We start from the raw sequence: 18688 nt of genomic DNA, 5'->3' as shown, positions 1-18688 counted from the left end.
CCTCAGGGACCCGACAGGGACGTAGGGCACTGAACGAACGTTTCGTCCGGTCCGGGCCTCACACCCCGGCCGCGGTCGTGCTGCTCGTCTGGCCGGCGAGCGCGGCCGCGGCCGCTCCCACGAGCCCCGCGTCCGTGCCCATCTGGGCCGGGGTCACCGTGAGGCGTCGCACGAAGGACAGCGTCGCGTAGTCGCTCAGCGCCTTGCGCAGCGGGGTGAAGAGCACGTCGCCCGCCTTGCCGACGCCCCCGCCGATCACGGCGATGTCGATCTCGACGAGGGTCGCGGTGGCCGCGATGCCGGCCGCCAGGGCCTGCGCGGCCCGCTCGAAGGAGGCGACCGCCACCGGGTCCCCGGCACGGGCGGCGGCGGCCACCGCGGCGGCCGAGGTGTCGCCGTCCGGGCCCGGCCGCCAGCCGCCCTCGACCGCCCGCCGGGCGATGTTGGGACCGCTGGCGATCCGCTCGACGCAGCCGCGCGAACCGCACGGACAGGGGTCGCCGTCCAGGTCCACGCTGATGTGGCCGATGTGGCCCGCGTTGCCGGTCGGCCCGGGATGCAGCTGCCCGTTGAGGACGAGACCGCCGCCGACTCCGGTGGAGACCACCATGCACAGCGCGTTGGCGTGCCCGCGCGCCGCGCCCTGCCAGTGCTCGGCGGCCGTGATCGCCACGCCGTCGCCGATCAGTTCCACGGGCAGGTCCCCGGTCGCCGCGCGGACCCGCTCCACGAGCGGATAGTCGCGCCAGCCGGGCACGTTGACCGGGCTCACGGTGCCCGCGGAGGCGTCCACGGGACCCGCGCTGCCGATGCCGAGGGCGCTCGCGCGGGACCACGAGGGCGATGCGGTGAGTTCGGCGAGCACCTCCTCCACGGCCCGCATCACGGTGTCGCCGTCGTCCTGCGAGGGCGTCGGGCGCTGCGCGCGCACCAGGATCTTGCCGTGGCCGTCCACCAGCGCCCCGGCGATCTTGGTGCCGCCGATGTCGAGCGCGGCCACGAGGTCGGTGTGCATCAGTGTCAGATCTCCCCGTCAAACATGAGAACCACCAGAAGGTGAGTTGGACCGGTCTCGCGGTGGGGGCGCAGGCCGGAGATATCGGTGGACAGTCTCTCTCGCACATGACAACGTTGTCCAGGCTCTATGCTCGACGCCACATCCTCATACAAACCCATGGACCTATGCATCCCCCGTGGACGACAGGACAGGACAGCGCATCGTGCCAGAGACCGCCCGCCGCCCCGAGAACCGCTACGGCAACCGTCCGACCATGAAGGACGTGGCCGCGCGCGCCGGTGTCGGCCTGAAAACGGTGTCGCGGGTGGTCAACGGCGAGCCGGGCGTCACCCCCGACACCGAGCGCCGCGTCCAGGAGGCCATCGACGCCCTCGGCTTCCGGCGCAACGACAGCGCCCGCGTCCTGCGCAAGGGCCGCACGGCCAGCATCGGCCTCGTCCTGGAGGACCTCGCCGACCCGTTCTACGGCCCGCTCAGCCGCGCGGTCGAAGAGGTCGCCCGCGCCCACGGCGCCCTGCTGATCAACGGCTCCAGCGCCGAGGACCCGGACCGCGAGCAGGAGTTGGTGCTCGCGCTGTGCGCCCGCCGGGTGGACGGACTGGTGGTGATCCCGGCCGGGGACGACCACCGCTATCTGGAACCGGAGGTCAAGGCGGGCGTCGCGACCGTGTTCGTGGACCGTCCGGCCGGGCGGATCGACGCCGACGTCGTCCTGTCCGACAGCTACGGCGGCGCGCACGACGGGGTCAGCCACCTCATCGCCCACGGCCACCGGCGCATCGGCTTCATCGGGGACATGCCCCGCATCCACACGGCCGCCGAGCGCCTGCGCGGCTACCGGGCCGCCATGGAGGACGCCGGCATAGCGGTCGAGGACGCCTGGATGTCCCTCGGCGTGACCGACCCGGTCCGGGTGCGCCGGGCGGCCGAGGAGATGCTGTCCGGCCCCTCCCCCGTCACCGCCGTCTTCGCCGGCAACAACCGCGTGACGGTCACCGTGGTGCGGGTGCTCGCCGAACAGTCCCGCCGGGTCGCCCTCGTGGGCTTCGACGACTTCGAACTCGCCGACCTGCTCCAGCCGGGTGTGACCGTCGTCGCCCAGGACGCGGCGGCCCTGGGCCGTACCGCCGCCGAGCGCCTCTTCCGCCAGCTGGACGGCACGCTCATCGCCCCGGAACGCATCGAGTTGCCGACCCGGCTGATCACCCGGGGCTCGGGCGAACTCCCGCCCACGGACTGAGCCGAGCGGTGCCCGACCGTACGCTGGCGGCTCTGGGACTGGCCCGGGCGCCCCGCGACTTCCCGCTCGAATACCCGGGCGTGTGGCCCACCGCCTCCGGACTCCTCGTCGGGGACCGGCTGTTGCCGCTCGACAACCACGTCACCTACGAGGACCGCACTCCCGTCCTCGCCATCGGCTCCAACGCCTGCCCCGGTCAACTGCGGCACAAGATGGCGGAGTTCGGCATCTCCTCGCCCGTCCCGATGGTGCGGACACGGGTCACCGGGATCGACGTCGGCGTCTCGGCGCATGTGAGCGGTGTGGGCTATGTGTCCGCGTCACCGGTCAACTCACCCGATGTCGTAAGGGAGTTGTTCGTCACGTGGTTCGACGCGCGGCAGCTCGCGGTGGTGGACGCGAGTGAAGGGGCGTACGACCGGGCGTGGTTGAGCGGGTCCGGGTTCCGGTTCGCGTCGGAGTGCGGGGAGTCACCGCGGGGCGTGTACGTGTACGTCAACCGGCACGGGGTGTTGCACGACGGCACCGGTGTGCCGCGTCGGCATCCGGGCGAGCGCGCGCTGCTCACCGAACTGCTCGCTGCCTCAGCGGAGTTGAGGAGGCTGTTCGGGCGGACACCGGAGGAGTTCTGCGCGCGGGCGCGCGGGGACCGGGAGGTGTGCGAGCGCGGTACGCGGCTGTTCCGGGCGGAGGGGTTGGTGACGGTGTCCGGGCTGGAGCGCTTCGTGGGTCCTCAGCAGACCGGCAGGCCCGGGACCGGCTCGTCGTTGCCCCCGCCCTTGATGTAGACGACGCTGACATAGACGTTCGTGTTGCCGCTGTCGTCGTCCGTCTTCGCCCACCAGACGTTGGTCCACTGGCCGTAGGTCTCGCGGCGGCCCAGGTTCTGCTGGCAGTAGAAGTAGTTGGTGCCCGAGCCCAGGACGCCGGCCTCGGTGCCGGACGCGGTGTAGGACTTGGCCTTGCGCCACACCTGGCAGTTGTACTTGCCGCCCCCGATGGACTGGCAGGCCGCGGCGGGACTGGCGCTGGGACTGGTTCCAGTGGTGGGAGTGCTGTCGCCGCCCGTGCCTCCGCCGCCGGAGGACGTGGACTTCGTCGGCGAGGCGGTGGGCGAGGGTCCGGCCGTCGTGTCCCCGCCCTTGCCGGTCTGCCTCTGCGTCGGCGCCTTGGTGCCGTCGGCGCCCTGTCCGGTGGGTGCGGCGGACTCCGAGCGCTTGGCGTCCGCGCGTGCGGTGGGCGTGGCGGCGCCGACGTCCTGGACCGGGGGCGAGCCGCCCTGTGAAGTGACCTTCGCGTCACCGGAGTTGACGAAGTGGGCGACGGCCACTCCGGCACCGGCCAGGACGACCACCGCGGCAGCGGCGGCGATCAGGACGCGGGTCCGGCGGCGGGGACGGGCGGGTTGGGTGATGGGGCCGGTCGGTGGGGTCGGATGGGGTATCGAGAGTGCCGGGGGCGGGCCGAAGCCTTGGGGCGCAGACCCTGGCGCAGGCACGGGCACGGAGGCGGAGGCTGGGGGGAGGGTGTCCGATCCGCCTGGCGGCACCGGTGCGTCCGGGCCCGGCGGTACTCGCGCGTCGGGGCCTTGGGGCGCCGGGCCGCCCGGTGTCCCCTGCTCCGCACCGGCGAGCCCGCTCCCGGCCCCCCGCAGCACCGTCGTCGGCGAGTCCGCCGCCGATGTCCGCGCCACCGCCTCCAGCAGGGTGCGTGCCAGTTCGGCGTCGGGGCGTGACTCGGGGCGTTTGTCGAGGAGTTGGCGCAGGACGGGGGTGAGCGGGCCGGCGCGGTGGGGTTCCGGCAGGGGCTCGTCGACGATCGCCGTGAGAGTCGAGTACGTCGAGGTGCGGCGGAACGGCGAGGCTCCCTCCACGGCCGCGTACAGCGTGGCGCCCAGGGCCCAGACGTCGGAGGCGGGGCCGGGGTGCGCGCCCTGCGCCCGCTCGGGGGCCAGGTAGTCCAGGGAGCCGATGAGTTCGCCGCTGCGCGTGAGGTGGGTGGCCGAACCGTCGCCCGGGTCGTCCATGGTCGCTATGCCGAAGTCGGTGAGGACGACCCGGCCCGAGCGCTCCAGGAGGATGTTCCCGGGCTTCACGTCGCGGTGCAGCACGCCCACGGAGTGGGCGGCGGCCAGCGCGTCCATCACCTTCGCGCCGATCTCCGCCGCCTCGCGCGGGTCGAGAGGGCCGCGCTCCTCCAGCACGTGGTCCAGGGAGGGGCCGTCGATCAGCTCCATGACGATCAGCGGGCGTCCGTCGACCTCCGCGATGTCGTGCACGGCGACGACACCGGGATGGCGGACCCGCGCCGCCGCCCGTGCCTCGCGCTGCATCCGCAGCCGTAGATCGGCGAGTTGGGGTCCGTGGTCGTCGGTGAAGGTGCGCAGTACCTTGACCGCGACCTCACGGCCGAGGACCTCGTCGACGGCGCGCCAGACCACGCCCATGCCGCCGTGCCCGAGCCGGGCCGTCACGCGATAGCGTCCGGCCAGCAGCTTGCCGACTCCGTCCACGCGTCCGCTCTCCCCCGAAGACACCGCTGCTCCGTTCCTGTGGCACATCGATGAACGCCGTACAGCCTACGGGGCGCCAGTGACAACAGAAGGGGGCGGCGGCAGCTGTGACAGGTCCGCTACTTGGCGGACGCCGTCAGGTCGCCGCGGCGGGGCGCGGCGAAGCCCTCCAGGTCGGCCCGGGTCAGCCCGGTCGCGCGGGCCACCTCCGCGATGTCGAGCGCGCCGCAGTCGAGACCGCGCAGCAGGTAGCCGCTGAGGGCCTTGGCGGTCGCGGGCTCGTCCATGACGTCGCCGCCGGTCCGGTCGGCGTAGCGGGCGAGGCGGACCGCGGCCTGTTCGAAGCCCTCGCGGTAGAAGGCGAAGACGGCCGCGTAGCGGGTGGGGATGTGGGCGGGGTGCATGTCCCAGCCCTGGTAGTAGGCGCGGGCCAGGGCCCGTCGGGTGAGGCCGTAGTGCAGCCGCCAGGCGTCGTGGACCTGGGCCGTGGGGCCGACCGGGAGCACGTTGGTGGAGCCGTCCGAGACGCGGACGCCGGTCCCCGCCGCGGCGACCTGCATGACGGCCTTGGCGTGGTCGGCGGCGGGGTGGTCGCTCGCCTGGTGGGCGGCGGAGACGCCGAGGCAGGCGCTGTAGTCGAAGGTGCCGTAGTGCAGGCCGGTGGCGCGGCCCTCGGCGGCCTGGATCATGCGGGCGACGGTGGCGGTCCCGTCCGTGGCCAGGATGGACTGGCTGGTCTCGATCTGGATCTCGAAGCCGATCCGGCCGGCGTCGAGCCCGTGCGCCTTCTCGAAGGCCTCAAGGAGTCGCACCATCGCGGTGACCTGCTCGGCGTAGGTGACCTTGGGCAGGGTCAGGACCAGGCCCTCGGGCAGTCCGCCGGCCGCCATCAGTCCGGTGAGGAAGATGTCGAGGGTGCGGATGCCCCGCTCGCGCACGGGCGCTTCCATGCACTTCATCCGGATGCCCATGCAGGGCGCCGCCGTGCCCTTCCGGTACGCCTCGGCGATCAGCCGGGCCGCGCGGGCGGCGGTCTCGTCCTCCTCGGCGTCGGGGCGGGCACCGTAGCCGTCCTCGAAGTCGACCCGCAGGTCCTCGATCGGCTCGCGTTCCAACTTGGCCCGCACGCGCGCGTGGACGGGTTCGGCGAGTTCGGCGGAGAGGCCGAGGACGGCGGCGAAGGAGGCGGCGTCGGGGGCGTGTTCGTCGAGGACGGCGAGGGCGCGGTCGCCCCAGGTGCGGATCGTGTCGGCGGCGAAGACGTCTCCGGGGACGTAGACCGTGTGGACCGGCTGGCGGGTGCCGGGGTCTCCCGGGTAGCGGCGCTCCAGTTCGGCGTCGACCGGTGCCAGGGAGGCGCTGATCTGCTCGCTCACCGCGCCCGCGAGGCTCGTCGCGACCTTCTCCTGCTCGCCCTGACCCATCCCACAGCCTCCAGTTTTCCGCTCTGCGGAATCCACAATCCGTAGAATGAAGTTATCCATGGAGCTTCCCGCCGGTCAACACCCTGTCCACGGCGTGAACCCACGGTGTTCACTCCCGCCCCGAGGCCCTCTTCCGCCCGACGCCCCGCCCCCTCATCCTGACTCGCAAGGGGAGGGATGCACATGTCGACTGCCTGGACGGTGACGCGTCGCGCGGGGCTGACCACGCTGGTGGCGGCGGCCATCGCCGTGCCCCTGATCGGAACCGTACGCGCCGACGCCGTACGGCACGAGACGCGTCTGCTGGACGTCATGACCTTCAACCTGCGCTACGCGAGCAGCTCGCAGCCCAACAGCTGGCAGGTCCGCCGCCCGGTGATGCGCGACCTGCTGCTGCGCGCGGCCCCCGACATCATCGGCACCCAGGAGGGCCTCTACCAGCAGCTCCAGGACATCAGGCAGGACCTGGCGCCGCACTACGACTGGATCGGCAGCGGCCGCAAGGGCGGCAGCCACGACGAGGAGACGGCGATCTTCTACGACACGCGCCGGCTCGCCCCCGTGGAGTACGACCAGTTCTGGCTCTCGGACACGCCGTCCGTGATCGGCTCGAACACCTGGGGCGGCGCCCATCCGCGCATCGCCACCTGGATCCGTTTCCGCGACCTCGGGGACGACGGGCGGCAGTTCTACGTCCTCAACACCCACCTGGACAACGCGAGCCAGTACGCGCGCGAACAGGCCGCCACGCTCATCGCGGCCCGCCTGGCCCGCCTCGACCGCTCCCTGCCGATCGTGGTGACCGGCGACTTCAACACCGCCGCGCACACCACCTCGGTCTACGACACGATGCTGGGCGCCGGCCTCAGGGACACCTGGGACGCGGCGGCCGGGCGCGGGCAGCTGTACGGCACCTTCCACGGCTATCGCGCGCTCGTGCCGGACGGGAACCGCATCGACTGGATCCTGGTCACCCCGGGGGTCACCGTGCGCCGTACGGTCATCGACACGTTCTCGGAGAACAGCCAGTTCCCGAGCGACCATCTGCCGGTGCAGTCCACGATCACCCTGGGATGAACGAAGGCTCCCGCGACCACACGGGTCGCGGGAGCCTCCTCCGGCCTGCGGACATCAGCCCTTGCGGGTGTTGATCTCCTCGGTGAGCTGCGGGACGACGTCGAAGAGGTCGCCGACCACGCCGTAGTCGACGAGGTCGAAGATCGGGGCCTCGGCGTCCTTGTTGACTGCCACGATCGTCTTCGAGGTCTGCATGCCCGCGCGGTGCTGGATCGCGCCGGAGATGCCGTTGGCGATGTAGAGCTGCGGGGAGACGCTCTTGCCGGTCTGGCCGACCTGGTTGGTGTGCGGGTACCAGCCGGCGTCCACGGCGGCGCGCGAGGCGCCGACGGCCGCGCCGAGGGAGTCGGCGAGGGCCTCGATGATCGCGAAGTTCTCCGAGCCGTTGACGCCACGGCCGCCGGAGACGACGATCGCGGCCTCGGTCAGCTCCGGACGGCCGGTCGACTCGCGCGGGGTGCGCGCGGTGACCTTGGTGCCGGTGGCCTTGTCGGAGAAGGTGACCGCGAGGGCCTCGACGGTGCCGGCGGCCGGGGCGGCCTCCACGGCGGCCGAGTTGGGCTTCACGGTGATGACCGGGGTGCCCTTGGAGACCCGGGTCTTGGTGGTGAAGGAGGCGGCGAACACCGACTGCGTGGCGACCGGGCCCTCGTCACCGGCCTCCAGGTCGGTGGCGTCGGTGATGATGCCGGAGCCGATGCGCACCGCGAGGCGGGCGGCGATCTCCTTGCCCTCGGCGGAGGACGGCACCAGGACGGCGGCCGGGGAGACGGTGTCGTAGGCGGCCTGGAGGGCGTCCACCTTCGGTACGACGAGGTAGTCGGCGTACTCGGCGGCGTCGTGCGTGAGCACCTTCACCGCGCCGTGCTCGGCGAGCGCGGCGGCGGTGTTCTCGGCACCGGAGCCGAGGGCGACGGCGACGGGCTCGCCGATGCGGCGGGCCAGCGTCAGCAGCTCCAGGGTGGGCTTGCGGACGGCACCGTCCACGTGGTCGACGTAGACGAGAACTTCAGCCATGGGAATGGTCTCCTGCGTGCGTGCGAAGTCTGAGGGGGCGGTGAGGGAGCCTGCGGCGGGTCGGGGCCCTTAGATGAACTTCTGGCCCGCGAGGAACTCGGCGAGCTGCTTGCCGCCCTCGCCCTCGTCCTTGACGATCGTGCCGGCGGTGCGCGCGGGGCGCTGGGCCGCGGAGTCGACGGTGCTCCAGGCGCCTTCGAGGCCGACCTCGTCGCTGTCGATCTCCAGGTCGGAGAGGTCCCAGGCCTGAACCGGCTTCTTCTTGGCGGCCATGATGCCCTTGAAGGACGGGTAACGCGCCTCGCCCGACTGGTCGGTGACGGACACGACGGCCGGCAGCGAGGCCTCCAGCTGCTCGGAGGCGGAGTCGCCGTCCCGGCGGCCCTTGACGACGCCGTCCGCCACGGAGACCTCGGAGAGCAGCGTGACCTGGGGGACGCCCAGGCGCTCGGCCAGCAGGGCGGGGATCACACCGGCGGTGCCGTCGGTGGAGGCCATGCCCGAGACGACCAGGTCGAAGCCGGCCTTCTCGATCGCCTTGGCCAGCACCAGGGAGGTGCCGATGACGTCGGTGCCGTGCAGGTCGTCGTCCTCGACGTGGATCGCCTTGTCGGCGCCCATGGACAGCGCCTTGCGCAGGGCGTCCTTGGCGTCCTCCGGGCCCACGGTCAGGACGGTGATCTCCACGTCGTCGTCCGAGTTCTCGGAGATCTGCAGCGCCTGCTCGACCGCGTACTCGTCGAGCTCGGAGAGCAGACCGTCCACGTCGTCCCGGTCGACGGTCAGGTCATCGGCGAAGTGCCGGTCGCCAGTGGCGTCGGGCACGTACTTCACAGTGACAACGATCCTCAAGCTCACGCCGGCTCTCCTACTGCATCGTCATTTTTCGGCTGCCTACTTCCAGGCAGCATAGGCGCCCTGAACGGCCGTTCCCGGTGCGGGCGGCCGGTGCCCCGAGCGAAATATTACTCGCCAGTACGCAGCACTACGCTCCCTCAGCAGGTGCCCGCTAAGCAAGCGCTTTGAACTGTGACCTGTGCAACGCAGCGTAATCGGAACCAGACGCTTCCGCAGGGTGGCCCGTCACCCACCGGGAGTGGTCTCAGTCACGCAGCCCGTTGAAGCGCCCCTGGTGGTAGAGGAGCGGGCGGCCGGAGCCCGCGTGCTGCCCGAGGACGACCTCGGCGAGGACGATGCGATGGTCCCCGGCGGGCACCCGCGCAACGACCCGGCACACCAGCCAGGCGAGCACGCCGTCGAGGACCGGCACACCCTCGGGCCCCTCGCGCCAGACGGTGGGCGCCCCGAACCGGTCGGCGCCGCTGCGCGCGAAGGTGGCGGCCAGCTGCTCCTGGTGCTCGCCGAGTATGTGCACGCCGACGTGCTCGGACCCGGATATCGCGGGCCAGCTGGACGCGCCGGTGCTGATCCCGAAGGAGAGCATCGGGGGCTGGGCGGAGACGGAGCTGAGGGAGGTGGCGGTGAAACCGACCGGGCCGCCCGCACCGCGTGCGGTGATCACCGCCACACCGGCCGCGTGCTGCCGGAAGACGGAACGCAGCAGATCGGGAGAGGCGTGCTGGGGGGTACGGGTGCCGAGACCGGGCGTGGCCGTCATGGGGCTGTCCTTCTTGGGGAGGCGATGAGCGGGACCGTCGCTGCTCAACAGCCCGGACAGCACGCGCTCGCGGTGCGTGCGAGGTCGACGTGCGCCCGCCCGAAAAGAAGGAGTTCCGAAGGCATACGGTCAGGCTGACGATAGGTGGTGTGCGCAGTCAAGTACGTTCCGGCATATGGGAGATGACTCACCGCTTCCGCCCGAATCGTCAAACCGCCTCCCCCAGGGCCGCGATGACGTCCGCCTTGCGGGGGAGGCCGGTGGCCCGCCGTACGACCCGGCCGTCGGCGTCGAGCACCAGCACGGTGGGGGTCTTCAGGATGTCGAGTTCCCGTACGAGCTCCAGATGGTCCTCGGCGTCGATCTCGATGTGACGCACTCCGGGGACCATGCCCGCCACCTCGCCCAGGACCCGGCGCGTGGCCCGGCAGGGGGCGCAGAAGGCGCTGGAGAACTGCACCAGGGTCGCCTTCTCACCGAGGTCGCCGCCCAACTCGGCCGCGCCGAGCCGTTTTCCGCCGTCGCGCCCGCGCACCCGCACTCTCCCGCTCCGCCGCCGATGCAGCACTCCGTAGGCGCTCGCCGCCACGAGCACCGCCACGCACACCACGAGTCCGGTCATCCCCTGCTCCAGCGTTCACGAGACTGCAAAGATTCCCAGCACCAAGAATCGTTTCTGCTGCGGAATCCTAGATTCATGGACATCGACGTGAGAGGGCCGCGCTTCGGCGCGGCCCTGACGACCGCGGTACTGGCGGTCGTGCTGGTCACCGGCAGCTTCTGGCTGCTGGCCTGGCAGACCCTGGCGTTCGCGCTGGGCGCGGCGGGCGGGGTGGGCCGCTCGCCGTACGGCCGGCTGTTCCGTACGGCGGTACGGCCCCGGATCGGCCCGCCGACCGAGTTCGAGTCACCGGAGCCGCCGCGGTTCGCGCAGGCGGTCGGGCTGGTCTTCGCCGGGGTGGGTCTGGTCGGTTTCGGCGTGGGACCGACCTGGCTGGGGCTGGCGGCGACGGGTGCCGCGCTCGCCGCCGCGTTCCTCAATGCCGCGTTCGGGTACTGCCTGGGGTGCGAGATGTACCTGCTCGTACGCCGGGTGACGGTTCGCGCGGAGTAAAGGCCACTTAAAAGTCCGAGGTGGATCAAGCAATGGACGTGACGAGGATCTCGCCGTTCTGGGGCACGGGGACTGGCCAGTCGTCCGTTCTTCGGGCACGATCTGCGCAATGCCGTAAACCTACGGCTGCGTAACTTTCCCGCCCGGAGAACCCCTTCCAGGCAGAGAGAAGGGTCCACCCCGTCCATGGCTGAGCTTGTCTACCGTCCCGTCGTCGGTCTCGCCCAAACGTTGTTCAAGGTCTGGGACCTCAAGATCGACTGCAAGGGGTCGGAGAACATTCCGCGCTCGGGCGGCGCCGTGCTGGTCAGCAATCACATCAGCTACCTGGACTTCATCTTCGACGGCCTGGCCGCCCTGCCGCAGAAGCGCCTGGTGCGCTTCATGGCGAAGGAGTCGGTGTTCCGGCACAGGATCTCCGGCCCGCTGATGCGCGGCATGAAGCACATCCCGGTGGACCGCAAGCAGGGCGAGACCGCCTACCAGCACGCGCTGGAGTCGCTGCGGTCCGGTGAGATCGTCGGCGTCTTCCCCGAGGCGACGATCTCGCAGTCCTTCACCCTGAAGAGCTTCAAGTCCGGTGCCGCACGCATGGCCCAGGAGGCGGGCGTCCCGCTGATCCCGATGGCCCTGTGGGGCACCCAGCGGCTGTGGACCAAGGGCCACCCGAAGAACTTCAAGCGCAGCCACACCCCGATCACCATCCGGGTGGGCGAGCCGGTGGAGGCCCCCCAGGACCAGTACGCGGGCGCGATCACCCGTCGGCTGCGCGAGCGCGTCCAGGAACTCCTGGAGGCCGCCCAGCGCGCCTATCCGGTCCGCCCCAAGGGCCCGGACGACACCTGGTGGATGCCGGCCCATCTCGGCGGCACCGCACCCACCGCCGAAGAGGTCAAGGCGACCGAGGCCCACTGAATCGTCACGCCGGGGCGTGGACGGCGATCCGCGCCCCGGGGCTGAACTTCTCCAGCAGCTCGGCGAGTTCGGCACCCGCGCGCTCGACCTCGGCGACCGGCATCGGCGCCAGACTCTCCAACAGGAAGACGGCGGACACCGATTCCTCCGTGAGCCTGGTGCGCGGGCCCTGTCGCCAGTTCCAGCGGCGGCAGGTGACACCGGCCGCGTCGGCCCACACCACCTCGCCGGCGTCGGGGTGCTCGACCACCTCCTCGCCGCCCGCGACCGTCACGAACTCCTCGTCCCCAGTGGCCCGTCGCAGGGTCATGCCGCCCTGGATACGGTCGGCGTCCTCGCCGCCCACGGGGATCAGGTGCGCGACGCTGATGGCGTTGTAGAGGTCGACCAGCACATTGATCCGGGGCAGCCCGGCGTCCGTGAGCGCCCTCTTGGCCAGCGCCTCCGCCGAGTTGCGGGTGCGCGAGGGCTTCGACCCGAACGCGGTGTACACCTCGCGCCAGGCCGCCATGTGCGGGTCCTCGTGCGGGGCGCGGCCGTCCAGCCGTACGGCCAGTCGGCGGGCCGCGTCGTCGAGGAGTGCCGAACTCGCCTCGGTGCTCGGCCCGTTGACCAGTCCGTGCGCCTCGATGGCGAGATGGGTGAAACCGGGTGCGAGGGCGCGGACCGCGTCGGACACGGTCAGGGTGAGCGTCATGAGGTGCCTCAGAGTGCGGTCGGGAGCGTCTGCCACAGGTGGGACCGGTCGGGCGCGGCCTGGAGGGCGCGGAGCACGACCGGGTGTGGTTCAGCGTACAGGACCGGATAGTCCAGCTCATTGAACTCCGGATCGGGCACGAAGGCCAGCCGCTCGCCGTCGAGCGAGAACCGCGCGTCCACGCCCGGCTTGTTTCCGCGCGGATCCTGCCGGTGCCAGGCGCCGTTGAACCGCACGGCGACCAGCCCGTGCACCACGTCGAACTTCTGATAGCACAGGGCCGTCGGAATGTCCTCGGCGCGCAGCAGGGCGGCCAGCGCGTGCGCCTTGGCGTAGCAGATGCCGGTGCCCTGCTCCAGGACGTCGGAGGCCCGCCAGGTGACGCGCGGGTCACCGCTGTCGTGCGAGTGGGGAATCCCGTCGCGCACGAACTCGAAGGCCAGTCGCGCATAGACATACGAGTCCGCCGCGTCCCTCGCCAGTCGCGCGGCCGTCTCCCGCACCAGGGGATGGTCATGGTCGATGACCTCGTCGGCGGCCAAGTACGCGGACAGATCGGGGGTGTTCTGGATCAGCTCCATGGACGGAGAGCATAGGAAAGCGATCACCCGAGAGTCAATTACTTTCCGGGTGACCGCATATCTATGCAAGCGGAAGGCGAGCTGGGCTACCGCGCCATCTCCTCCTTGAGCGCCGCCACGAACGCGTCCACGTCGTCCTCGGTCGTGTCGAAGCCGCACATCCAGCGGACGTCGCCGGCCGCCTCGTCCCAGAAGTAGAACCGGAAGCGCTCCTGGAGGCGCACGCTCACCTCGTGCGGAAGGCGGGCGAAGACGCCGTTGGCCTGCACCGGGTGGAGGATCTCCACTCCGTGCACCGCGCGGACGCCCTCGGCGAGGCGCTGGGCCATCTCGTTGGCGTGGCGGGCGTTGCGCAGCCACAGGTCCTTGGCGAGCAGCGCCTCCAACTGCACGGAGACGAAGCGCATCTTGGAGGCGAGCTGCATGGACAGCTTGCGCAGGTGCTTCATGTGGCTGACGGCGTCCTGGTTGATCACCACGACCGCCTCGCCGAAGATCGCGCCGTTCTTCGTCCCGCCCAGGGAGAGGATGTCGACGCCCACCGCGTTGGTGAACGTCCGCATGGGGACGTCGAGCGAGGCCGCCGCGTTGGCTATCCGGGAGCCGTCGAGGTGGACCCTCATCCCGCGCGCGTGGGCGTGGTCGCAGATCGCGCGGATCTCGTCGGGCGTGTACAGCGTGCCGAGTTCGGTGCTCTGGGTGATCGAGACGACCTGCGGCATCGCACGGTGCTCGTCCTCCCAGCCGTAGGCCTGCCGGTCGATCAGTTCGGGCGTGAGCTTGCCGTCCGGAGTGGGCACCGTGAGCAGCTTCAGCCCGCCCATGCGCTCGGGGGCGCCGCCCTCGTCGACGTTGATGTGGGCGCTCTCGGCGCAGATCACCGCGCCCCAGCGGTCGGTGACCGCCTGGAGGGCGACGACGTTGGCACCGGTGCCGTTGAAGACCGGGAAGGCCTCGGCCGTGGCACCGAAGTGGCTGCGGATGACGCCCTGGAGGTGGTCGGTGTAGTCGTCCTCCCCGTAGGCGACCTGGTGGCCGCCGTTGGCGAGGGCGAGGGCGGCGAGCACCTCGGGGTGAGCGCCGGAGTAGTTGTCGCTGGCGAAGCCGCGGATCTCCGGGTCGTGGTGGCGCCGTGCGTCGGTCTTCGGAGGGTTCACGGCTTCTCGGTCAGCCACAGACGGTTTCCGTTCACTTCGGTGGCGGGCTTGTCCCAGACGCCGGCGATGGCCTCGGCGAGGTCCTTGACGTCGGTGAAGCCGGCGAACTTCGCGTTCGGGCGTTCGGCGCGCATCGCGTCGTGCACCAGTGCCTTGACGACCATGACGGCGGCGGCGGAGGTGGGCCCGTCCGGGCCGCCCGCCTTGCGGTAGCCGTCGGCCATCGCGAGGGTCCAGGCCTCGGCGGCGGCCTTCGACGCGGAGTAGGCCGCGTTGCCCGCCGTGGGCCTGCTGGCGCCGGCCGCGCTGATCAGCAGGTAACGGCCGCGGTCGCTGCGCTCCAGGCCGTCGTAGAAGGCCAGGGAGGTGTGCTGGACGGTGCGGATGAGGAGCTTCTCCAGCAGGTCCCAGTCGGCGAGGTCGGTGTCGGTGAAGGTGGCGCTGCCGCGCCAGCCGCCGACGAGGTGGACGAGGCCGTCGACACGGCCGAAGTCCTTCTCGATGTGCGCGGCCCAGTCGCGGGTGGCCTGCGGGTCGAGCAGGTCGACGGTGTCGCCGACGACGGTGGCGCCGCCGTGCGCGTAGCGGGCCGCGTCCACGGCCTCCGCCAGACGTTCGGGATGCGCGTCCGAGCCGATGACGGTCGCGCCCGCCTCCGCCAGCCGCAGCAGCACGGCGTGGCCCGCCGGCCCGCCCGCTCCGGCCACCGCGATCACCGCGCCGTCGAGCGCCCCGTTCCCCATGGTCCTCGCCTCCTGAGCCGCTTCGGTCCTGCGGTCGCTCACGCGGCGATCCGCTCGGCGCTCTCGGCCGTGATGCCCCGGGTCGACGCGATCACGTTCTTGAGCTTCTTGGAGAGTGCCTCATAGAACATGCTCAGCGGAAACTCGTCCGGAAGCACGTCATCCACGAGTTTCCGCGGCGGCTGGCTCAGGTCCAGGGCGTCCGGACCCTTGGCCCACTTGGAGCCGGGGTGCGGGGCGAGATAGGTGGCGACCAGGTCGTAGGCCTTGAACCAGTGGACGAGCTTGGGGCGGTCGATGCCCGCGCGGTAGAGGTCCTCGATCTCGGCGCACAGCTGGTTGGTGACCTCGGGGGCGCGCTGCCAGTCGATGTGCAGCTTGTTGTCGGTCCAGCGGACGACGTCGTGCTTGTGCAGGTAGGCGAAGAGGAGCTGGCCGCCGAGTCCGTCGTAGTTGCGGACGCGCTCGCCGGTGACCGGGAAGCGGAACATGCGGTCGCAGATGACCGCGTACTGCACGTCACGGGCCTGCGGGACGCCCTCGGCCTCCAGCTTCACGGCCTCCTTGAAGGCGGTGAGGTCGCAGCGCAGCTCTTCGAGGCCGTACATCCAGAACGGCTGGCGCTGCTTGATCATGAACGGGTCGAAGGGCAGGTCGCCGTGGCTGTGGGTGCGGTCGTGGACCATGTCCCACAGGACGAAGGCCTCCTCGCAGCGCTTCTGGTCGTCGACCATCGTGGCGATGTCCTCGGGCAGGCGCATGCCGAGGATGTCGACGGCGGCCTCGGTGACCCGGCGGAAGCGGGCGGCCTCGCGGTCGCAGAAGATGCCACCCCAGGAGAATCGTTCCGGCGCCTGGCGTACGGCGATGGTCTCCGGGAAGAGCACGGCCGAGTTGGTGTCGTAGCCGGACGTGAAGGCCTCGAAGGTGATGCCGCAGAACAGCGGGTTGTCGTAGCGGGTCGCCTCCAGCTCGGCCAGCCAGTCCGGCCAGACCATGCGCAGGACGACCGCTTCGAGGTTGCGGTCCGGGTTGCCGTTCTGCGTGTACATCGGGAAGACGACCAGATGCTGGAGGCCGTCCCGGCGGTTCGCGGCGGGCTGGAAGGCCAGCAGCGAGTCGAGGAAGTCGGGCACCTGGAAGCCGTCGTCGGCCCATCGCGCGAGATCCCCGACCAGGGCCGCGTGATACGGCGCGTCGTGCGGGAGCAGCGGGGAGAGCTCCTCGACGGCGGCCGTCACCCGGCGCAAGGCCCGCTCGGCCTCCGCGCGGTCCGGGGCGCCCTCGGCGGCGAAGTCGATCGATCCGTCCTTGGCCTGCCATGGCCGGATCCGCTCCACCGCATCCTTGAGCACGGGCCATGCCGGATGCTCCACCACCCTGGTCACGGGAGGAACCCGCTCCTCCGAACCCACCTGCACAAGAATTTCCGTCATGTCCCATCCTCCACGGGAGAACCCTGCGTATGGAAACCGTATACATATGTGGTTTCTCCCAGCAAGGGGATCCTCGGGAAATTATCCTGCGCACCCCGGGACGTGACCGAACTTTTTCCTGCCGGATACCGCGAAGGCCGCCGAAGAGACACCGCGCGGCTACCCAGGTACCGAGCCGCCGAAACCGGCCACCGGCCGATCGCCTCCGCAGCCCGGCTCCCCGCTCCTCCGTGTACGCGCGGGTCCAACGCCGGGCCGGGCCGTTAGGCTGCGGCTCTGCCGCGTGGACGCCGCTGTCCGGCCGCGCCCACGCGCGCGTGCCGAGCCGCCGTCGACGGAAGCGAGTTGAACCTTGAACTTCCTTACCATCGGTCACCGCGGAGTCATGGGTCTCGAACCCGAGAACACTCTCCGTTCCTTCGTCGCCGCCGAGCAGGCGGGCCTCGACGTCATCGAACTCGACCTGCATCTGAGCAGGGACGGCGCCCTCGTCGTCATGCACGACGCCGACGTGGACCGTACGACCGACGGGACCGGTCCGATCGCCGCGCGGACCCTGGACGAACTGCGCACCCTGGACGCGGGCCGCGGCGAGCGCGTACCCACCTTCGAGGAGGTCCTGGACGCCGTCCGCTCGCCGCTCCAGGCCGAGATCAAGGACCTGGCGGCGGCACGGGCGCTGGCCGAGGTCATGCACCGGCGGGACCTGGTCGGACGGGTCGAGGTGTCCTCGTTCCACGACGAGGCGATCACCGAGATCGCCCGCCTGGTGCCCGGTGTCCGCACCGCGCTGATCGCCGGCCGCTTCGGCCCGGACGTGGTGGAGCGGGCCACGGAGGCCGGTGCCGAAACGGTCTGCCTCAACATCCGCAGGCTGACCCTGGAGGTCGTGGAGGCGGCCCGCAAGGCGGACCTGAGGATCATCGGCTGGGTGGTCAACACTCAGGACCACCTGCGGCTCGTCCGCGCCCTGGAGCTGGACGGCGCGACCACCGACTACCCGGAGATCAAGCGCACGGGCCGCTTCACCGCGTGAGGGCTACGCGAGTTCCTTGACCAGCAGCTCGAACTGAAGGTCGTCGCGCTGCGGAATCCCGAACCGCTCGTCGCCGTACGGGAACGGGGTCATCCGGCCCGTACGGCGGTAGCCGCGGCGCTCGTACCAGGCGATGAGGTCGTTCCGTACGGAGATCACGGTCATGTGCATCTCCTTGACCCCCCAGGTCTCCCCGGCCGCGCGCTCCGCCTCCGCTATGACGACCTTGCCGAGGCCGCCGCCCTGGAGCAGCGGGCTGACCGCGAACATCCCGAAGTAGGCGTAATCGCCCCGGTGTTCGAGCTGGCAGCAGGCGACGACCCGGCCCTCGCGCTCGACGACCAGGAGCCGGCTGTCGGGCGCCTTGATGACCGCGAGCACACCGTCCGGGTCGGTCCGCTGCCCTTCGAGGATGTCCGCCTCGGTGGTCCACCCGGCCCGGCTGTCGTCCCCCCGGTAGGCCGATTCGATCAGCCCGACCAGGGCGTCCACATCGGCGTCGGTGGCGTCGCGGAAGGTGAGTCCGGTGGCGGCGGTGTCCATGGTGCACAACTCCGATCAGGGGCGCGGCTCGGGCAGGGACGAGAGTAACGCGGTGGGAAGGCTAGGCTCCGGCCGCATGGTGCATGTACTCAGCAGCCGTATCTTGCTGCGCCCGACCGACCCCGACCGTTCCCGCGCCTTCTACGGCGATCAGCTCGGACTGCCCGTCTACCGGGAGTTCGGCACCGGCGTGGAGCGCGGGACCGTCTACTTCCTCGGCGGCGGCTTCCTGGAGGTCTCCGGCCGCTCCGACACCCCGCCCTCGACCGCCGTGCAGCTGTGGCTCCAGGTCCCGGACGCGGGGGCCGCGCACGAGGAACTGCGGGCGAAGGGGGTCGAGATCGTACGGCCGCCGGTGAAGGAACCCTGGGGGCTCGTGGAGATGTGGGTGGCGGACCCGGACGGGACCCGGATCGTGCTGGTGGAGGTACCGGCCGATCATCCGCTGCGGTACCGGCCGGGCATCTAGGCCTACGGCGGCGGGGCGCGCCCCGCCGTACCGGCTGGCCGGGGTCGCGGTCCGGGCTTAGCGTGCTGGGAGGGGTACTTCCCGCGGAAGG

General features: G+C 71.1%; 20 protein-coding genes. 7 read left to right on the top strand and 13 right to left on the bottom strand.

The window, feature by feature from the left end; all coding sequences use genetic code 11:
* Positions 1 to 58: 58 nt before the first annotated feature.
* Positions 59 to 1015: an ROK family protein gene (locus ACIQPR_RS19190; protein ID WP_403649580.1), complete on the bottom strand. Its 957-nt coding sequence runs from the start codon at positions 1013 to 1015 to the stop codon at positions 59 to 61.
* Positions 1016 to 1220: 205 nt separating this feature from the next.
* Here ACIQPR_RS19190 and ACIQPR_RS19185 point away from each other — a divergent pair, with 205 nt between their 5' ends.
* Together ACIQPR_RS19185 and ACIQPR_RS19180 are read left to right on the top strand one after the other, a co-directional pair.
* A complete protein-coding gene (locus tag ACIQPR_RS19185; protein WP_403650603.1) occupies positions 1221 to 2258 on the top strand; it encodes a LacI family DNA-binding transcriptional regulator in 1038 nt (345 codons plus the stop codon).
* Positions 2259 to 2266: 8 nt separating this feature from the next.
* The gene (locus ACIQPR_RS19180) at positions 2267 to 3046 is read left to right on the top strand and encodes a hypothetical protein (RefSeq protein ID WP_403649578.1); all 780 of its coding nucleotides are present in this window, start codon (positions 2267 to 2269) and stop codon (positions 3044 to 3046) included.
* On the opposite strand, the gene ACIQPR_RS19175 is transcribed toward ACIQPR_RS19180, so the two are convergent.
* Positions 2992 to 4794 (bottom strand): protein kinase, encoded by a 1803-nt coding sequence (locus tag ACIQPR_RS19175; protein ID WP_403649575.1) that lies wholly within the window; start codon positions 4792 to 4794, stop codon positions 2992 to 2994. The two genes, ACIQPR_RS19180 and ACIQPR_RS19175, sit on opposite strands and share 55 nt — an antisense overlap.
* A 95-nt stretch (positions 4795 to 4889) precedes the next feature.
* Positions 4890 to 6194: a DUF6986 family protein gene (locus tag ACIQPR_RS19170; RefSeq protein WP_403649572.1), complete on the bottom strand. Its 1305-nt coding sequence runs from the start codon at positions 6192 to 6194 to the stop codon at positions 4890 to 4892.
* Positions 6195 to 6377: 183 nt separating this feature from the next.
* Here ACIQPR_RS19170 and ACIQPR_RS19165 point away from each other — a divergent pair, with 183 nt between their 5' ends.
* A complete protein-coding gene (locus ACIQPR_RS19165; RefSeq protein ID WP_403649569.1) occupies positions 6378 to 7271 on the top strand; it encodes an endonuclease/exonuclease/phosphatase family protein in 894 nt (297 codons plus the stop codon).
* A 54-nt stretch (positions 7272 to 7325) separates the two neighbouring features.
* Here the strand turns inward: ACIQPR_RS19165 and ACIQPR_RS19160 are convergent, their stop codons facing one another.
* The 4 genes from ACIQPR_RS19160 to ACIQPR_RS19145 all read right to left on the bottom strand — a co-directional run bounded on the left by ACIQPR_RS19160 (position 7326) and on the right by ACIQPR_RS19145 (position 10528).
* The gene (locus ACIQPR_RS19160) at positions 7326 to 8288 is read right to left on the bottom strand and encodes an electron transfer flavoprotein subunit alpha/FixB family protein (RefSeq protein ID WP_403649566.1); all 963 of its coding nucleotides are present in this window, start codon (positions 8286 to 8288) and stop codon (positions 7326 to 7328) included.
* 69 nt (positions 8289 to 8357) lie between these two features.
* Complete coding sequence (locus ACIQPR_RS19155; protein WP_403649562.1) at positions 8358 to 9146, bottom strand: electron transfer flavoprotein subunit beta/FixA family protein; 789 nt, start codon at positions 9144 to 9146, stop codon at positions 8358 to 8360.
* Positions 9147 to 9390: 244 nt separating this feature from the next.
* A complete protein-coding gene (locus ACIQPR_RS19150; RefSeq protein WP_403649560.1) occupies positions 9391 to 9906 on the bottom strand; it encodes a flavin reductase family protein in 516 nt (171 codons plus the stop codon).
* A gap of 208 nt (positions 9907 to 10114) precedes the next feature.
* The gene (locus tag ACIQPR_RS19145; protein WP_403649557.1) at positions 10115 to 10528 is read right to left on the bottom strand and encodes a TlpA family protein disulfide reductase; all 414 of its coding nucleotides are present in this window, start codon (positions 10526 to 10528) and stop codon (positions 10115 to 10117) included.
* A 75-nt stretch (positions 10529 to 10603) separates the two neighbouring features.
* Between ACIQPR_RS19145 and ACIQPR_RS19140 the strand changes: the two genes are divergently transcribed.
* Positions 10604 to 11020: a DUF4395 domain-containing protein gene (locus tag ACIQPR_RS19140; protein WP_403649554.1), complete on the top strand. Its 417-nt coding sequence runs from the start codon at positions 10604 to 10606 to the stop codon at positions 11018 to 11020.
* A 186-nt stretch (positions 11021 to 11206) separates the two neighbouring features.
* Positions 11207 to 11935 carry a lysophospholipid acyltransferase family protein gene (locus ACIQPR_RS19135; protein ID WP_403649551.1) on the top strand — a complete coding sequence of 243 codons (729 nt, stop codon included), beginning with the start codon at positions 11207 to 11209 and terminating at the stop codon, positions 11933 to 11935.
* Between the two features lie 4 nt (positions 11936 to 11939).
* Here the strand turns inward: ACIQPR_RS19135 and ACIQPR_RS19130 are convergent, their stop codons facing one another.
* From ACIQPR_RS19130 to ACIQPR_RS19110, 5 genes are all read right to left on the bottom strand, one after another.
* On the bottom strand, positions 11940 to 12632 hold the full coding sequence (locus ACIQPR_RS19130; RefSeq protein ID WP_403649548.1) for a B3/4 domain-containing protein: 693 nt from the start codon (positions 12630 to 12632) through the stop codon (positions 11940 to 11942).
* Between the two features lie 8 nt (positions 12633 to 12640).
* Positions 12641 to 13213, bottom strand: coding sequence for a transglutaminase domain-containing protein (locus ACIQPR_RS19125; protein WP_403649545.1), 573 nt, complete (start codon positions 13211 to 13213; stop codon positions 12641 to 12643).
* Positions 13214 to 13299: 86 nt separating this feature from the next.
* On the bottom strand, positions 13300 to 14370 hold the full coding sequence (locus ACIQPR_RS19120; protein WP_403649542.1) for a threonine aldolase family protein: 1071 nt from the start codon (positions 14368 to 14370) through the stop codon (positions 13300 to 13302).
* The gene (locus tag ACIQPR_RS19115; RefSeq protein ID WP_403649539.1) at positions 14367 to 15113 is read right to left on the bottom strand and encodes an SDR family NAD(P)-dependent oxidoreductase; all 747 of its coding nucleotides are present in this window, start codon (positions 15111 to 15113) and stop codon (positions 14367 to 14369) included. Before ACIQPR_RS19115 ends, ACIQPR_RS19120 begins: the two co-directional genes overlap by 4 nt.
* 38 nt (positions 15114 to 15151) lie before the next feature.
* Positions 15152 to 16549: a DUF6421 family protein gene (locus tag ACIQPR_RS19110; RefSeq protein WP_403649536.1), complete on the bottom strand. Its 1398-nt coding sequence runs from the start codon at positions 16547 to 16549 to the stop codon at positions 15152 to 15154.
* 352 nt (positions 16550 to 16901) lie between these two features.
* Between ACIQPR_RS19110 and ACIQPR_RS19105 the strand changes: the two genes are divergently transcribed.
* Positions 16902 to 17585, top strand: coding sequence for a glycerophosphodiester phosphodiesterase (locus tag ACIQPR_RS19105; RefSeq protein ID WP_403649533.1), 684 nt, complete (start codon positions 16902 to 16904; stop codon positions 17583 to 17585).
* Positions 17586 to 17588: 3 nt separating this feature from the next.
* Here ACIQPR_RS19105 and ACIQPR_RS19100 read toward each other — a convergent pair whose 3' ends face one another.
* Positions 17589 to 18128 carry a GNAT family N-acetyltransferase gene (locus ACIQPR_RS19100; protein WP_403649530.1) on the bottom strand — a complete coding sequence of 180 codons (540 nt, stop codon included), beginning with the start codon at positions 18126 to 18128 and terminating at the stop codon, positions 17589 to 17591.
* A gap of 76 nt (positions 18129 to 18204) precedes the next feature.
* On the opposite strand from ACIQPR_RS19100, the gene ACIQPR_RS19095 reads away from it, so the two are divergent.
* Positions 18205 to 18597, top strand: a complete 393-nt coding sequence (locus tag ACIQPR_RS19095; RefSeq protein WP_403649527.1) for a VOC family protein — start codon at positions 18205 to 18207, stop codon at positions 18595 to 18597.
* Positions 18598 to 18688: the final 91 nt, after the last annotated feature.

Origin of the sequence: Streptomyces sp. NPDC091280 (assembly GCF_044768565.1) — a bacterium.
GTDB lineage: Bacteria > Actinomycetota > Actinomycetes > Streptomycetales > Streptomycetaceae > Streptomyces.
This window is presented reverse-complemented; position numbering and strand designations above follow the sequence as displayed.

What these genes read in the sequence shown, in the direction of transcription:
- ACIQPR_RS19110 (WP_403649536.1), bottom strand. Translation starts at nt 16,549, where the DNA reads ATGACGGAAATTCTTGTGCAGGTGGGTTCGGAGGAGCGGGTTCCTCCC.
- ACIQPR_RS19170 (WP_403649572.1), bottom strand. Translation starts at nt 6,194, where the DNA reads ATGGGTCAGGGCGAGCAGGAGAAGGTCGCGACGAGCCTCGCGGGCGCG.
- ACIQPR_RS19190 (WP_403649580.1), bottom strand. Translation starts at nt 1,015, where the DNA reads ATGCACACCGACCTCGTGGCCGCGCTCGACATCGGCGGCACCAAGATC.
- ACIQPR_RS19100 (WP_403649530.1), bottom strand. Translation starts at nt 18,128, where the DNA reads ATGGACACCGCCGCCACCGGACTCACCTTCCGCGACGCCACCGACGCC.
- ACIQPR_RS19150 (WP_403649560.1), bottom strand. Translation starts at nt 9,906, where the DNA reads ATGACGGCCACGCCCGGTCTCGGCACCCGTACCCCCCAGCACGCCTCT.
- ACIQPR_RS19095 (WP_403649527.1), top strand. Translation starts at nt 18,205, where the DNA reads ATGGTGCATGTACTCAGCAGCCGTATCTTGCTGCGCCCGACCGACCCC.
- ACIQPR_RS19165 (WP_403649569.1), top strand. Translation starts at nt 6,378, where the DNA reads ATGTCGACTGCCTGGACGGTGACGCGTCGCGCGGGGCTGACCACGCTG.
- ACIQPR_RS19135 (WP_403649551.1), top strand. Translation starts at nt 11,207, where the DNA reads ATGGCTGAGCTTGTCTACCGTCCCGTCGTCGGTCTCGCCCAAACGTTG.
- ACIQPR_RS19125 (WP_403649545.1), bottom strand. Translation starts at nt 13,213, where the DNA reads ATGGAGCTGATCCAGAACACCCCCGATCTGTCCGCGTACTTGGCCGCC.
- ACIQPR_RS19160 (WP_403649566.1), bottom strand. Translation starts at nt 8,288, where the DNA reads ATGGCTGAAGTTCTCGTCTACGTCGACCACGTGGACGGTGCCGTCCGC.
- ACIQPR_RS19130 (WP_403649548.1), bottom strand. Translation starts at nt 12,632, where the DNA reads ATGACGCTCACCCTGACCGTGTCCGACGCGGTCCGCGCCCTCGCACCC.
- ACIQPR_RS19140 (WP_403649554.1), top strand. Translation starts at nt 10,604, where the DNA reads ATGGACATCGACGTGAGAGGGCCGCGCTTCGGCGCGGCCCTGACGACC.
- ACIQPR_RS19145 (WP_403649557.1), bottom strand. Translation starts at nt 10,528, where the DNA reads ATGACCGGACTCGTGGTGTGCGTGGCGGTGCTCGTGGCGGCGAGCGCC.
- ACIQPR_RS19115 (WP_403649539.1), bottom strand. Translation starts at nt 15,113, where the DNA reads ATGGGGAACGGGGCGCTCGACGGCGCGGTGATCGCGGTGGCCGGAGCG.